Genomic DNA, 14588 nt, shown 5'->3' with positions numbered 1-14588 from the left:
GGAGACACAAGCTTTTCAGTTCGGGATAACAGCAACATCAGTCGTCGGGGGGCGCAAGAATGCAGATCAAGCGCCTCCGCATCACCGGCTTCAAGAGCTTCGTCGACCCCGCCGATCTCCGCATCGAACCCGGTCTCACCGGCGTCGTCGGCCCCAATGGCTGCGGTAAATCCAACCTCCTCGAGGCGCTCCGCTGGACGATGGGCGAGGCCAGCGCCAAGTCCCTGCGCGGCGCCGGCATGGAGGACGTCATCTTCGCCGGCACCGCGACCCGCCCGCCGCGCGACTTCGCCGAAGTCTCGATCCTTGCGGAAATAGCCGGTGACGAACGCGAGATCGTCCGCCGCATCGAACGCGGCGCCGGCTCCGCCTACCGGATCGACGGCCGCGACGTTCGCGCTAAGGACGTCGGGCTGTTGTTTGCCGACGCCGCCACCGGCGCGCACTCGCCCGCCCTCGTCAGCCAAGGCAAGATCGGCGCGGTCATCGCCGCCAAGCCTGCCGACCGCCGCGCGATGCTCGAGGAAGCCGCCGGGATCGCCGGCCTCCACGTCCGGCGGAAAGACGCCGAGGGCAAACTCCGCGCCACCGAAGCCAATCTCGCCAAGCTCGACGAGATCATTGCCGACCAGGACGCGCGCGCCGCCACGCTGAAGCGCCAGGCCCGCGCCGCCGAACGCTACCGCCTCATCTCCGCACAGATCCGCGTCGCCGAAGCACGCACATTGTTCGCCCGCTGGCGCGAAGCCGCCACCGCAGCCGATGCCGCCAAAGCCGAAGCCGCCGCTACCGAAACCCGCGTCCACGCCACCACCGAAGCCGAACGCGCAGCCGCCGCCAACCAGCATCGCGCGATCGAAGCCGTCGCCACTGCCCGCACCGCAGCGCTCGCCGCGCGCGACCTGGTCGGCGATCTCGCCCACCGCCTCGCCGCGCTCAAGACCGAGAAGGCCAGCGTCGAGCGCAGGATCGCCGACCTCACCGACGCCCGCGCCCGCATCACCGACGACCGCGCCCGCGAAGGATCGCTCGCCAGCGACGCCGCCGCCGCGCTCGCCCGCCTCGCCAACGAGGCCAGGGCGCTCGACACCGCGATCGCCAATGCCACCGCCGCGATCCCCGATCTCGACGCCGCACTCGCCGACACCGAACGCAAAGCCCGAGACGCCGAAGTCTCCCTCGCCCAGGCGCTCGCCACGCAAGCCCGCGACGCCGCCGAAGTCCGCGTCGCCAGCGCAGCCCTGGCCGCCGCCCGCACGCGCGCCGACCGCGCCGACCGCGATGCCGCGCAGATCGCCGCCGCCCTCCGCGCCCTCGGAGACCCGACGCCGCTAGCCGCAGAACGCGAGACCGCCGCCGAAACCCGGCGCACCGCGACCGCCGCCGCAGAGTCCGCTCGCCAGGCCATCACCCAGGCAGACACCGACGAAGCCGCCGCGACCAGTGCGCAAGACGCCGTCGAAACCACCCGCGCCACCGCCCGCGCAGACCTCGCCGCGATCGACGGCGAAGTGACCGCGCTCACCAAGGCGACGCAGCGCAGCGGTCGCGACAGGCTGCTCGACCACGTCTCCGCCAGCGCCGGCTACGAGCGCGCGCTCGCCGCAGCGCTCGGCGACGATCTCGACACTGGCCTCGACGCATGGGCAGGCGCCGAACCCCGCGAAGACGACCCCGCCGCGCCCGCCGGTGCCGAACCGCTGGCAAAGCATGTCGATGCGCCCCCCGCCCTCGCCCGCAGGCTCGCGCAAATCTTCGTCGTGGACACCGACGGCCAGCAACACCTCGCCGTCGGCCAGCGCATCGTCACGCGAGACGGCCAACTCCGCCGCTGGGACGGCTTCACCGCAACCGGCACCGGCGCGGCCGCCGCCGAACGCCTCGTCCGCCGCAACCGCCTCGCCGCACTCCAAGCCGCCCGCCCCGCCGCAGCGAAGGCGCTGGACGACGCCGAACGAACCCGCGCCGCGATCGACGAGCGGATCGCCCAGGCTAGAGGCCAGTCGCAAACCGCCCGCGCCGCCCTGCAACGCGCCGAAACCGCCGCGCGCGACGCCCTCCGCCAGGAGGACCGCGCCGCCGCCGCGCTCGAACGCCTCGCCACCCAGCGCGCCGACCTCGACGTCCGTGCGCACCGTATCGCCGACGACGTCGCCGACGCGCACGCCGACCGCACCCGCGCCGAAGCCGCGATGGCAGCCGTCCCCGACGGCACCGCCAACGCGCGCCAGGTCGCCACGCTCCAATACGACGCCGAAAATGCCCGCGCCGCCGTCGCGCAGGCCCGCGCCGATCGCACCACGCTCGACCGCAGCATCGCCACGCACCGCGAACGCCTGTCCGCCGCCCAGGCCGACACCCGAAGCTGGCGTGCGCGCGCCGGTGAAGCCGCCAAGCGCATCGCCGCCATGGACTCGCGCGAAACCACGCTCGGCACCGACCTGGCTGCGATCGCCGCTCGCCCCGCCGCCCTCGACCCTGAAATCGAGACGCTCGGCGCCGAACACCAGGACGCGCGCACAACCGCCGACGCGCTCCTCGCCACCGAACGCGCCGCGGAGACCGCCGCCCGCACCGCCGACGACGCCCACCGCGCCGCCACCGAAGCGCTCGCCGTCGCCCGCGAAGCCCGTGCCGGCGCGATCGCCCGCGTCGAAAACCACGAAGCGCGCCGCCTCGATCTCGGACGCCTCTCGGGCGAGCGCTTCCAATGCCCCGCTCCCGTCCTCCCCGAACGCCTCGGCTTCGCGGTCGCAGACGTCCGCGCGCCAGCCGAGGAGTCCACCACGCACGACCGCCTCACCACCGATCGCGAGCGGATCGGCCCAGTCAACCTCGTCGCCGAAACCGAACTCGCCGAACTGGAAGATTTCGCGCGCGGCAACGCGGTCGAGCGCGACGAACTCGGCCAAGCGGTCAACCGCCTGCGCGGCTCGATCGGCACGCTCAACCGCGAAGGCCGCCAGCGCCTGCTCGCCGCGTTCGAGGCGGTGAACGGCCATTTCCAGCGCCTTTTCACCACGCTCTTCGACGGCGGCGCCGCGCACCTCGAACTGATCGATTCCGACGACCCGCTCGAAGCTGGACTAGAGATCATGGCGCAGCCACCCGGCAAACGCCTCCAATCGCTCACCCTGCTATCCGGCGGCGAACAGGCGCTGACCGCGGTCGCGCTGATCTTCGGCCTGTTCCTCACCAATCCCGCGCCGATCTGCGTCCTCGACGAGGTCGACGCGCCGCTCGACGACGCCAATATCGAGCGCTTCTGCGACCTGCTCGACCGCATGTCGCGCGACACCGACACGCGCTACCTCGTCGTCACGCACAACGCCGTCACGATGAGCCGCATGCACCGCCTGTTCGGCGTGACGATGATCGAACGCGGTGTCAGCCGCCTCGTCTCGGTCGATCTGCAAGCCGCGACCGGACTCATTGCAACCGCGTAGGGAGACAATCCCCGCTCGCGACGTTGAACGTCGATGTTCCTCGACGAATCCAGCATCTGGCCACGCAAGGAGGACCTGCCTCCACGCAAGCCCGTGTATCGGCACGAGAAAGCGCTGACCCGCCTGATCTTCGTCTATCTCTTCCTGTTGCTGCTCCTCCCCGTGAGCCTCGGCGGCATGGTCGACCTGATCCGCTACGTGTTCGACTGACTGATCGCTGTCCTACACGCCCCGATCCTGACAGCGTTCCGACGCCTCGATCGCCAGATTTTCCTACCCACGAAACTGCCCTCACGAAAACGCTCCCAGCGTCTGCACTTTCTATACTTCACTCTGCCGCCACGACCGAGAACCGCCCCGCATCAGCGACATAGCAACAAGTTGATCTCCATCACTCGACACCCCTTTTCGCGGAACGTAAGACGAACGGATGGCCCAACTCGACACCCGTGAAAAGCTCGAGATCCTCGCCGATGCGGCCAAATACGATGCGTCCTGCGCGTCGTCGGGGACGACCAAGCGCAATTCGAAGGACGGCAAGGGGCTCGGCTCGACCGAAGGCATGGGCATCTGCCACGCCTATGCGCCCGACGGCCGCTGCATCTCGCTGCTGAAGATCCTGCTGACCAACAGCTGCATCTTCGACTGCCATTACTGCATCAACCGCAAGAGCTCGAACGTCCGCCGCGCCCGCTTCACGGCGAAGGAAGTCGTCGATCTCACCATCGCCTTCTACAAGCGCAATTATATCGAGGGCCTGTTCCTCTCCTCGGGCATCATCGCGTCGTCGAACTACACGATGGAGCAGATGGTCGAGGTCGCGCGGTCGTTGCGCGAGGACCATCATTTTCGCGGCTACATCCACCTCAAGACGATCCCCGACGCCGATCCCGAACTCGTCCACCAGGCCGGGCTGTACGCGGACCGCGTCTCGATCAACGTCGAGCTCCCGACCGCGAACGGCCTGAAGCGCCTTGCCCCGGAAAAGGACGGCGTCCGCATCGAGACCGCAATGGCGGAGGTGAAAGCCTCGATCATCGACGGCAAGGACGCCAAGGCCAAGTACAAGTCGGCGCCTCGCTACGCCCCTGCCGGCCAGTCGACGCAGATGATCGTCGGCGCAGACGCGGCGACCGACGGCGACATCGTCCGGAAGGCGTCGACCCTGTACGACCGCTTCGGCCTGCGCCGCGTCTATTATTCCGCGTTCAGCCCCATCCCCGATGCGAGCGCCGTGCTACCGCTGCAACGCCCACCCTTGATGCGCGAGCACCGTCTGTACCAGTCCGACTGGTTGATGCGCTTCTACGAATTCCAGCCTCACGAGGTGGTTGCCGCCGCCGACGACGCCACCGGGATGCTCCCGCTCGACATCGACCCCAAGCTCGCTTGGGCGCTCAAATTCCGCGGATCTTTCCCGGTAGACGTCAACCGCGCCCCCCGCGAAATGCTCCTCCGCGTCCCCGGACTCGGCGTGAAAGCAGTCAACGGCATCCTCACCAGCCGCCGCTGGCGCCGCCTGCACCTCGCCGACATCGCCCGGCTGACCGTGTCGGTCGCCAAGCTCCGCCCCTTCATCATCGCCGAAGACTGGCGCCCCGTGACGCTAGCGGACAAGGCCGAACTCCGCCCCATCGTCGCCCCAAAACCCAAGCAAATGGAAATGTTCGCGTGACGCCGACGCATTCCTCCCCGGCACGGGGAGGATTATGCGGGTCGTAACCCTTTCCGAACCCGACGACTTCGACGGCTGGCGCGACGCCGCGCGTGGCCTGATTACCGAGGACGTCCCCCCCGACGACGTCGTCTGGCAAGTTGGCGACGAACCCGTCGACCTGTTCGCAATCGTAGCGGACCCCGCCCCCGCCCCGCCCCCAGGCGCGTTCTCCGTCCCCCGCGCTTTCATAGACCTAGCCCGCAGCGCCATCCTCGGCAGCGATCCCGAACGGTTCGCCCTGCTCTACACGCTGCTCGCGCGTCTCCGCCGCGAACCGAAACTGATCGAGGACCGCGCCGATCCGCTCGTCCGCCGCCTCGACAGGATCGCCAAGGACGTCCGCCGCGACATCCACAAGATGCGCGCCTTCCTCCGCTTCCGCGAGGTCGAGGAGGACGGCACGACGCGCTTCGTCGCGTGGTTCGAGCCCGACCACCACATCGTCCGCGCCAACGCCGCATTCTTCGTCAACCGCTTCGCCAGCATGCGCTGGTCGATCCTGACGCCCGAAGTCTCGATCCACTGGGACGGCAAGGCGCTCAGCGAAGGCCCCGGCGCGAGCAAGGCCGACGCCCCCGACGGCGACCCGACCGAGGAAGTCTGGAAGACCTATTACGCCAGCATCTTCAACCCGGCGCGGGTGAAGATCGGCGCGATGCTGAAGGAGATGCCAAAGAAATACTGGAAGAACATGCCCGAAACCGCGCTGGTCCCGGGCCTGCTAGCAGCGGCGCAAGCGAGAGAAAGTGGGATGATTGCGAAAGCGCGCGACAACGTTGGCGGCAACAGCCTGATCGCATGGGAAGCGCTGCGCGACGAGGCCGCCGGTTGCACCCGCTGCCCGCTCTACAAGCCCGCGACGCAAACCGTGTTCGGCGAAGGCCCGGTCGACGCGCCGCTGATGTTCGTCGGCGAGCAGCCGGGCGACCAGGAGGATATCGCCGGCCGCCCATTCGTCGGCCCCGCCGGCCAGATGTTCGACAAGGCGATGGCGGAAGCCGGCGTCGACCGATCGCGTGCGTACGTCACCAACGCGGTGAAGCACTTCAAGTTCGAACAACGCGGCAAACGACGCATCCACGCCAAGCCCGGCGCCGGCGAGGTCGACGCCTGCCGCTGGTGGATCGAGCAGGAGCAGATGCTGATCAAGCCGAAGGTGACGGTGGCGCTGGGTGCGACGGCGGCACGGTCGCTGTTCGGCAAGGTGATGACGATCGGCCGGGAGCGTGGACGGGCGCTGCAATTGCCCGACGGCGGCGAGGCGTGGATTACGGTGCATCCAAGCTATTTGCTTAGATTGCCGGATCCGGTGCTGGCTGCTGAAGAATATGCGCGGTTCGTCGAGGATCTACGGGTCATAGGCGGGCGGACCGACTAAGCTTTGTCGGCATCGTCGCAATTTGAATGTCCCCCGCCCGTCATCCTGACGAACGTCAGGACCCAGAGCCGCAAGAGCTATCCTCGTAACCCTGGGTCCTGACTTTCGTCAGGATGACGGAGCAAGTTAGAGCGGCATCTCCGCTACTCACATCGCGTTCGGTTCTGGTCCCAGGCGGCCAGCAGGATCGTCGAGCGCTTCGATCGCGGTCATGTCCTCGTTATCAAGCGTCAGGTCTAACGACTCAAAATTGTCGGCCAGATGCTCAGCATCCGAAGCCTTCGGGATTACCGAGAAGCCGTTCGCAAGATGCCACGCCAAGATAACCTGCGCCGCACTTCGCCCATGCTTGTCAGCGATCCGGACGATCGCGCCGTCCTGCAGCAGCGTCTTACCCTGCCCCAACGGGCTCCAGCTCTGCGTCACGATGCCGTGTGCCTCGTGATACGCGCGCTGTTCGCGCTGCTGGAAGTTCGGATGGAGTTCGATCTGGTTGACCGCCGGCGTCACGCCGGTCGCCGCCACGATCGCGTCGATATGCTGGGGCAAAAAGTTCGACACGCCGATCGATTTCGCCTTCCCAGCATCGCGCAGCGCGATCATCGCCTTCCACGCGTCGACATACTTGTCCTGCTTCGGCACCGGCCAGTGCATGAGGTACAGGTCGACCGACTCAACACCGAGCAGCGCGAGGCTCTCGTCCATCGCCGCTTCGGCGTCGCCCTGTCGGTCGTTCCAGAGCTTGGTCGTCAGGAACGCGTTGGAGCCCTTGTAGCCGTCGCCGACACCGCGCTCGTTGTCGTAGATGGCGGCAGTGTCGACCAACCTGAAGCCGATATCGAGCCCGGAGCGGACGATCGCCGCGGCCTGGCTGTCGGGGATCTGCCATGTGCCCATGCCGAGCTGTGGCATGGTGCGGCCGTCGTTGAGTGTGAGATCTGTCATGCCGCACCAGCGAACGAAGCGCGTGCCGGTTCCGATTTTAGCGCTTTCCTTCGTCGCCCGGTTCGCGCAATCGACCGATCCATGTTCGAAAAGATCCTGGCCGTGCTGGCCACCTTCACGATCGGCGTCATCTCGTCGGGTGGCTATGTCGGCATCGCGCTGCTCATGGCGATCGAGAGCGCGTGCATCCCGCTGCCGTCCGAGATCATCATGCCGTTCGCCGGCTATCTCGTCTCGACCGGGCGGTTCGACCTGTATCTCGCCGCCACCGCTGGCGCGATCGGCTGCAACCTCGGCTCGATCGTCGCGTACGAGATCGGCAAGCGTGGCGGACGCCCGATGGCCGAACGCTGGGGCAAGTATTTGCTGATCGGGCCGGGGGAGCTCGATGCCGCAGACCGGTTCTTCGCCCGCTGGGGCTCGATGGCAGTGCTGATCGGGCGACTGCTGCCGGTGATCCGCTCGTTCATAGCCTTTCCCGCCGGCGTCGCGCGGATGAAGCTGGTGCCGTTCCATGTCTACACGTTCGTCGGATCGTGGCCGTGGTGCTTCGGACTCGCCTGGGTTGGCATGAAGCTCGGCGACAAGTGGGACAGCGATCCGCGCGTGAAGGCCGCCTTCCACAGCGCCGACCTGCTGATCGGGGTCGTCCTGATCGCGCTGGTCGGCTTCTACATCTGGCACCGGGTGCGCGGGCTGAAGCGCCACCCTTAAGCCTCTCTGGGGTAGCCTCGGCGTTTCGCCAGCGCGCGCAGGTCGGCGTCGCGCGTTGGCACAAGCTGCGCCGTTCGCCGCTTCACCGCCTCGAGGATGTCCGCGTCGGCCTTCTCGGGTGAGCCGCAGTCGAACGGCGGTGCGGGATCATATTCCAGGCTGAGCTGGACCGCCTTCGCATGTGCCTCGCCGCGGATCATCGCGGTCAGCGTCAGAGCGAAGTCGATCCCTGCGGTGACGCCGCCGCCCGTTACGCGGTTGCGATCGACCACGGTGCGCGCATCGACCGGGATCGCGCCGAACAGCGGCAGCATCTCGCGCTGCGCCCAGTGGCACCCTGCGCGATACCCTTCGAGCAAGCCCGCCGCACCGAGGATCAGCGATCCGGTGCAGACGCTCGTTACCCAGGTCGCTTCGGCTCCGACCGCCTTTACCCAGGCCATGACCTCATCGTCGGCGATCACATCGTTGATGCCGAAGCCGCCGGGGACGCAAAGGATGTCGGCGTACGACAGTTCGGCGAACGTCGCGGTCGGCAGGATCGAGAAACCGGCATCGGTCACCACCGGGTCGAGCGTCTTCCAGACGAGATCGAGCCGGGCGTTACCGAGCCGCGACAATACCTGCGCGGGTCCGGTCAGGTCGAGCTGGGTCACGTTCGGGAACAGCAGGAAGGCGATGCGCAGGGGATCGGACATGGCAGGCGCTCCGGTTACGAGGGCTGCCCAGGCGCGCGGCATATCGGTTCGCGCTCCCCTGTGGTGATCCACTCGGCGCCAGTCACGCGAACCGCGTCAGGGTAGGCACGGTGCGCGCGGTAGGCAAGCCACGCCAACGTCGGCAGGGCTATGGTCACCCACACCGCAAACCCCTGCCACGGCGACAATCCCCAATATTCGCTGCCGATCGTCCGCAGATCACCGCGAAAAAAGCGCGGCTGCAGCACCGCGGTCCAGATCGGGAAATGGAATGCGGGCGGCGCGAAAATTTCCGCGGCGGCGATCGCGGCGTTGAGCGCGATCGATGCCAGCAGAACCACGGCTAGTGCGACCCGCGCGGCGATCGGCCGGCAGATCGCCCAGACCGGCGCCAGGCCGATCGCCAGCGCGCCGACCAGCGGCATCGCATGGCGCGGGCCCGTGGAATTGCCGCCATCCCAATAGACATAGGCGGCATTGACTAGCAGCACCGCGAGGACGACCCCCGCTGCCATCACCGCCACGCCCCGCGTCGATCTCCGTTCGGCGAGCAGGAACAGGCCGAACGGCGCAAGCACGAGGATCGGCGCGACCCAGATCATGCCGCGATCGAACCCGAAGACGATCTTGCGCAAGATCGACAGGCTGGGCGTCACGAGGCCGAACAGCCCACGATCCATGCCCTCGAACCCGACCACGCCCTGATAGCCAACGCGAAACGGGGTGCCGAACGCGATTATGTTGTAGGCGGCGAGCAACAACAGCGCGACGCTGCCGGCCGCCAGTGCGCTGCGGATGAGGCGCCAGCGATCGGCACGGTGGCGGATCCGCCAGAGCGCCCATAGTCCAATGATGCCGCCGGCGATCACCGCCTGGTGCTCGATCACGACCGCCCAGCCGAGTGCGAACCCGGCGACGGCGGCAAGGCGCGGGCGCGTCACGTCGCCGATCGTTCCGCGCCAGATCGCCCAGATCGCAACGATATAGAGCGCCGCCACCGGTGCGTGGCCGAGCAAGGTCGTCGACCAGCCCCAGGCGGGCGTGCCGAGGGCATAGCCAAGCGCTGCGAACAGCGCGGCGCCGCGGCTCGCGGTCAGCCCCAGCGCAAGATCGTAAAGCAGTATCGCGGCAAGCGCGGTGAGCAGGGCGGGCCCTGTCGCGACCGCAAGCCGCGTGCGGAGTCGCATGAACTGCGCGAAGGCGGGATCGTATATCGTCTTCGAAAGTCCGGTTGCCGCCTGACCCGCCGCAGTCTGGCCGGTCATCGCGTCGGCCACCGCCACCGCCGGCATCGCCATCAGCGTCATGCCCGGCGCCTTGTCGAGATAGATATGGCCGCCGAACACCGCCTTGTCGATCGTGGCATCGGCATAGTCGTCGATCGTCGCGTCGTGCTCCTCGACCAGCGACAGCGCCGCATAAAGCCGCGTTGCCTGGTTGGGGTTCATTTCCCACGAGCCGAACCAGGCGCAGGAGAACCAGACGAGCAGAAACAGCACGATCTGCGTCTTGCGATCGGCCTTTGTCGCGGGCCTGTCGAAGGTCATCGAACACCCGCCAATGCATACCGTGGAGGCACGCGATCGGAGCGAAGTGCACAAAGTGCAGACGCTGGCCCGGATAGTCCAGTTACGGCGCCGTCACCGCAACAGGGGGGGCGACGGGCCGTCGTGAGGGAAGCGTTCGACATCATGGGTGCGTCATCTCACGAACGATCGGTGGAGGACAGCGGCCGGTGACGTGGCTCAGGCAAACAGCCAGGTGCCGAGCATGCGGCCGAACGGGAAGGTAAAGATCCCTGCGATCAGCAGCGCGCCGGTGACCATGCCGCGGACCGCGCTCCGGTGGCGCGCCAGCTCGTGCGTGCGCGCCGACCACCAGATGATCGGCACCTGGATCAGCGTCCAGACCGACAGGATGTGGATGATCCCGAACCCGCCGCCGCTCGTGCGGATGCCGAACGAGGCCAGCGCGGTGGCGAGCATGGCGACGACCCAGATCGTACCGAGCGCGCGGTGCGGGCGGTCGCCGCGGGTGCGCAGAAGCATGATGGGCGTGAGCGCCAGCGCGACGAGGATGGTGGCGAGGTGTATCCAGACGATGCTCGGAACCTCGGGCCAATGCGGGCGGCCGCGGATCAGCGCGGTCAGGACGGCAATGAGTAGGAGAATGGCAGCATAGGCGAGGAGCTTTTCGTAGCCGTCGGCGCGGATAGGCCTCAGGCGTGTTTTGCGTCGGCCGCGTGCGAATGTCATTGCGTTTGCCCGTGCCCCTGTTTGGCGGTGACGCTAGGGGACCGCAGGTGGGAGAGCTAGAGCGCCCTCTCCAGCGGAGGCCGGGGCCGAGTTGGAAAGGTTGGCATAACGAAACGCGGCATTCGATGATTACCGCCGCCCAACTAGGCCCCAGCATTCGCCGGGGGGGGGTGAGTAGCGGGGCATCTTCCTTAATGGCGTATCCCATGGATTTCGGCGAGCGGCGGGCCACGACCGCTATGCGCTCCCATCCCTGGAAGGGAGGGGCTGGGGGTGGGCCGCGTTGTTTTAGTCGCGTGGGTTCGCGCTTGGGGACGCCGACCCACCCCCTACCTCTCTCTTCCAGGGAGGGGGAAGGAGGGGCGGTTTTAGTTTTACGGGAGAACGGGGACTTCCGCGGCGCGGGTCTTGTTCTCGAGACGCGACTCGCGGACGCGCTGGCCGAAGCAGCCGGTAGCGCCGCCGGCGCCGACGGTCGAACAGCTGCCGATCGTGTTCACTCCGGAGCCGGCGTCGAGCGTGCCCTGCGCTTTGGTCGCCCAGCTGGCGTTCTCGGGGGTCACGACAAACTCGCGGAGTTCCTTGGGGACGCGGTATTGCTCCTGCGCGCTGCGGCGGACGCAGACGACGATTTCCTCGCCGTTCTGGTTGGTCGGGCAGCGCTCGTTGCCGAACAGCGTCAGCACGCCATTGATCGGCGCATTGCGCGACACCTGTGGTGGCGCTTCGACCGGCTTGGGCTTGGCGATCGCACCCGGCAACGCTGGCACTTGCGCCGGCGCCTTGACGGGCAACTGCGCGAGTGTTGGGCCGGTGTTCGGAGTCGACATCGGCTTCGCCATCTGAGCGACCGCGGGTCCGGCGACGAGCAGCGCCGTCGCAAAAAGCATCTTCATACGCATCACTCCCACGCGCTTGGTACGCTCGTTATATCCGCTTCGCCGTGGCGATAGCGACCTTGCAACCGAACCGGATCACGGCGCTCAGCACCGGGTAACCCGGCGTCTCCTCGGCCCCTGCAGCGATCGCAGTGGCCTTGTGTTCGAGTTCCTCGGCCTGAAAATCCAGGATTGCGGCCGATAGCGCGGGGTCGCTGGCGCCAAGCTGAACGAGCTGTTCCTCGTAATGCTTGTCGATCTCGGTCTCGACCGCGGCGGTGCACGCCATCGCAGCCCGCGGGCTGATCGCCGCGGTGACCGCACCGAGCGCGAAGCCGGCGACTTTCCAGATCGGCTGCAGCACCGTCGGCCGCACGCGGCGCTCGACGATCATCCGGTCGAAAAACGCGCGGTGGCGTTCCTCCTGCTGCGCCATGTGATGGATCGAGCGCGACGCCGGGTGACAATCGCCAAGCACGGCAAGCTGGCCCGCATAGATACGGATCGCGCCGTATTCGCCGGCCTGGTCGACGCGGATCATCGAGTCCGTCGCCCGCTTGGCGTCTCCTGGCTTCCAGCCGCTCATCTCGTCTTCCTCATGAGTGCGAATATGGTGAACGCACCGACGAGGGAAAAGATCGCGTTGAACCCGGCAAGCGAAATCCCGAGCAGTTTCCACTGTGGCGAATCGCAGCGCACCATCGGCGCGTTCATGATCGCCGCGAGCCGCTCGGCGGCGGTGGTGCCGGCCATCGAGACGGTCGTGGTGCAGGCGGTGAACCCGTTCCACCAGTGATATTCGACACCCGCGTGCGCAACGCCGATCAGCCCACTGAGGCCGATCAGCAACCCGGCGATGATGACCAGCGTGGCGCGTAGCGAGCGACCCGGGACCAGGAACGTCGCGCCGGCGACGAGCACCGCGGCATAGTGCGGCCAGCGCTGCCAGTGGCACATCTCGCACGGGTACAGCCCGCCGAGATATTGCGAGCCGAGTGCGCCGAGCAGCAGGAATGCCGGCAGCAGCAGCGCGATGGCGCGCGCGATCTCTTCGTTCTTGGTCATGCCAAGTCCCCGACGCACGCTCACTTGGTGGGCGCCTTGGTGGCGTCAGTGGGATCGGGCTTGATCGGGCGCGGCTTGGTCGCGGCGGCGACCTGCGTTGCCCCGCCGAGGCGCGCGACGGTCTTCAGCGCGTAGTAGAGCTGGAAGTCGTCGATCCCCTGTTTCTTCAACTGGTCGGGGGTCTGCGAGAAACGGGGGTCCGTCTTGGTATCCTCCTCGAGCACCGCGTTGTCGGCCTTCACCTCGTTGATCAGATGCTTGCGCAGGTCGGCCTCGCGAAACACCGGCCGCGACTTGTAGTCGGGATCGGTGAGCTGCGGCACCTTGATGTCGGGCTCGATTCCGCCCTCCTGCACCGAGCGGCCGGACGGCGTGAAGTAGCGCGCGGTGGTCAGACGGAGCGCGGTCTCCGGGCCGAGCTGAAGCACGGTCTGGACCGAGCCCTTGCCGAAGCTGCGCTCGCCCATGATCAGCGCGCGGTGATGATCCTGCAGCGCGCCGGCGACGATCTCGGACGCAGACGCGGTGCCGGGATCGGTCAGGACGACGACCGGCAGGCCGTGCGCGTCGTCGCCGGGCTTGGCGTAATAGCGCTCGATATCGGTCTTCTCGCGGCCACGCTGCGAGACGATCTCGCCGTGATCGAGGAACGCGTCGCTGACTTCGATCGCTTGCGTCAGCAGGCCGCCGCCATTCTCGCGAAGGTCGACGACATAGCCGAGCGGGCGGTGACCGAGCGACTTGTCGATCGCCATGATCGCCGCGCGGGTGTCGGCGCCGGTGTTCTCGCTGAAGGTGTTGATGTTGATATAGCCGACGTCGCCGCGGACTTCCCACTTCACCGGCTTCTGGACGATGATCTCGCGCATCATCGTCACGTCGAGCGGCTTGTCGCGGCCCGGGCGGACGAGGCCCAATGTGATCTTGCTGCCGGGCTTGCCGCGCATCTTGCCGACCGCTTCGTCGAGCGAATCACCGTAGATCAGCTTGCCGTCGATATGCGTGATGTAGTCGCCGGACTTTACGCCTGCGCGCGCGGCGGGGGAGTCTTCCTGCGGGGCGACGACCTTGATCGCGCCGTCCTCCATCTGCACCGTCAGGCCGAGACCGCCGTAATTGCCTTCGGTCATGATCCGCAGGTTTTCGTAGTCGAGCGCGTCGACATAGCTGGAGTGCGGATCGAGGCTGGCGAGCATGCCCTGGATCGCGCCCTTGATCAGCGTCTTGTCATCGACCTTGTCGACATATTCCGCCTTCACGCGGTTGAAGACGTCGAGGAACTGGTCGAACTCGCGGTACGTGTCGGTGTCGACCGCCGCCATCGCCGAGGTGGCAAGCGGGATCAGCGTCAGCGCGCCGACGATCGCGGTCGCGGCAAGGAACGGGGTACGCAGTATAGGACGAGGCATCGATGGTCCTGCAACCTGAGAAATGACGTGTCGTACGGTCGTGACGGCGTAGCGTAGCCGAACGCCGGCGGCAACGCGCGCGC

13 protein-coding genes and 1 riboswitch are annotated in these 14588 nt (G+C 67.3%); of the genes, 6 read left to right on the top strand and 7 right to left on the bottom strand.

Going from position 1 to position 14588, the window contains the following annotated elements; all coding sequences use genetic code 11:
* The first annotated feature begins 59 nt into the window (after window positions 1-59).
* The 4 genes from O6Y00_RS02620 (at window position 60) to O6Y00_RS02605 (ending at window position 6541) form a co-directional block, all read left to right on the top strand.
* On the top strand, window positions 60-3446 hold the full coding sequence (locus tag O6Y00_RS02620) for a chromosome segregation SMC family protein (RefSeq protein ID WP_353441077.1): 3387 nt from the start codon (window positions 60-62) through the stop codon (window positions 3444-3446).
* Between the two features lie 33 nt (window positions 3447-3479).
* Entirely contained in the window at window positions 3480-3656 is a 177-nt protein-coding gene (locus tag O6Y00_RS02615; protein WP_168371622.1) for a hypothetical protein, read from the top strand.
* Between the two features lie 220 nt (window positions 3657-3876).
* Window positions 3877-5121: a putative DNA modification/repair radical SAM protein gene (locus tag O6Y00_RS02610; RefSeq protein ID WP_353441076.1), complete on the top strand. Its 1245-nt coding sequence runs from the start codon at window positions 3877-3879 to the stop codon at window positions 5119-5121.
* Between the two features lie 34 nt (window positions 5122-5155).
* On the top strand, window positions 5156-6541 hold the full coding sequence (locus O6Y00_RS02605) for a UdgX family uracil-DNA binding protein (RefSeq protein WP_353441075.1): 1386 nt from the start codon (window positions 5156-5158) through the stop codon (window positions 6539-6541).
* Window positions 6542-6688: 147 nt separating this feature from the next.
* On the opposite strand, the gene O6Y00_RS02600 is transcribed toward O6Y00_RS02605, so the two are convergent.
* Window positions 6689-7486: an aldo/keto reductase gene (locus tag O6Y00_RS02600; protein WP_353441073.1), complete on the bottom strand. Its 798-nt coding sequence runs from the start codon at window positions 7484-7486 to the stop codon at window positions 6689-6691.
* Window positions 7487-7567: 81 nt separating this feature from the next.
* Here O6Y00_RS02600 and O6Y00_RS02595 point away from each other — a divergent pair, with 81 nt between their 5' ends.
* Window positions 7568-8200: a DedA family protein gene (locus O6Y00_RS02595; RefSeq protein WP_277984403.1), complete on the top strand. Its 633-nt coding sequence runs from the start codon at window positions 7568-7570 to the stop codon at window positions 8198-8200.
* On the opposite strand, the gene O6Y00_RS02590 is transcribed toward O6Y00_RS02595, so the two are convergent.
* Window positions 8197-8898 (bottom strand): DJ-1/PfpI family protein, encoded by a 702-nt coding sequence (locus O6Y00_RS02590; protein ID WP_353441072.1) that lies wholly within the window; start codon window positions 8896-8898, stop codon window positions 8197-8199. The two genes, O6Y00_RS02595 and O6Y00_RS02590, sit on opposite strands and share 4 nt — an antisense overlap.
* A gap of 18 nt (window positions 8899-8916) precedes the next feature.
* A riboswitch (ZMP/ZTP riboswitch) is annotated at window positions 8917-8994 on the bottom strand.
* A gap of 54 nt (window positions 8995-9048) precedes the next feature.
* On the opposite strand from O6Y00_RS02590, the gene O6Y00_RS02585 reads away from it, so the two are divergent.
* Window positions 9049-9363 carry a hypothetical protein gene (locus tag O6Y00_RS02585; protein WP_353441071.1) on the top strand — a complete coding sequence of 105 codons (315 nt, stop codon included), beginning with the start codon at window positions 9049-9051 and terminating at the stop codon, window positions 9361-9363.
* 1280 nt (window positions 9364-10643) lie between these two features.
* Here O6Y00_RS02585 and O6Y00_RS02580 read toward each other — a convergent pair.
* The 5 genes from O6Y00_RS02580 to O6Y00_RS02560 form a co-directional block, all read right to left on the bottom strand.
* Entirely contained in the window at window positions 10644-11153 is a 510-nt protein-coding gene (locus O6Y00_RS02580) for a DUF2306 domain-containing protein (protein WP_353441070.1), read from the bottom strand.
* A 374-nt stretch (window positions 11154-11527) separates the two neighbouring features.
* Window positions 11528-12049, bottom strand: coding sequence for a hypothetical protein (locus tag O6Y00_RS02575; RefSeq protein ID WP_353441069.1), 522 nt, complete (start codon window positions 12047-12049; stop codon window positions 11528-11530).
* 31 nt (window positions 12050-12080) lie between these two features.
* Window positions 12081-12617 (bottom strand): demethoxyubiquinone hydroxylase family protein, encoded by a 537-nt coding sequence (locus O6Y00_RS02570; protein ID WP_353441068.1) that lies wholly within the window; start codon window positions 12615-12617, stop codon window positions 12081-12083.
* Entirely contained in the window at window positions 12614-13096 is a 483-nt protein-coding gene (locus O6Y00_RS02565) for a disulfide bond formation protein B (RefSeq protein ID WP_353441067.1), read from the bottom strand. The genes O6Y00_RS02570 and O6Y00_RS02565 overlap by 4 nt, the downstream gene beginning before the upstream one ends.
* 20 nt (window positions 13097-13116) lie before the next feature.
* Complete coding sequence (locus O6Y00_RS02560) at window positions 13117-14505, bottom strand: S41 family peptidase (RefSeq protein WP_353441066.1); 1389 nt, start codon at window positions 14503-14505, stop codon at window positions 13117-13119.
* Window positions 14506-14588: the final 83 nt, after the last annotated feature.

The organism is Sphingomonas faeni (genome assembly GCF_040407565.1).
In the GTDB taxonomy this organism is placed as follows: Bacteria; Pseudomonadota; Alphaproteobacteria; order Sphingomonadales; family Sphingomonadaceae; genus Sphingomonas; species Sphingomonas faeni_F.
The sequence above is the reverse complement of the archived record's forward strand: the minus strand, read 5'-3'. Positions and strand labels throughout refer to the sequence as shown.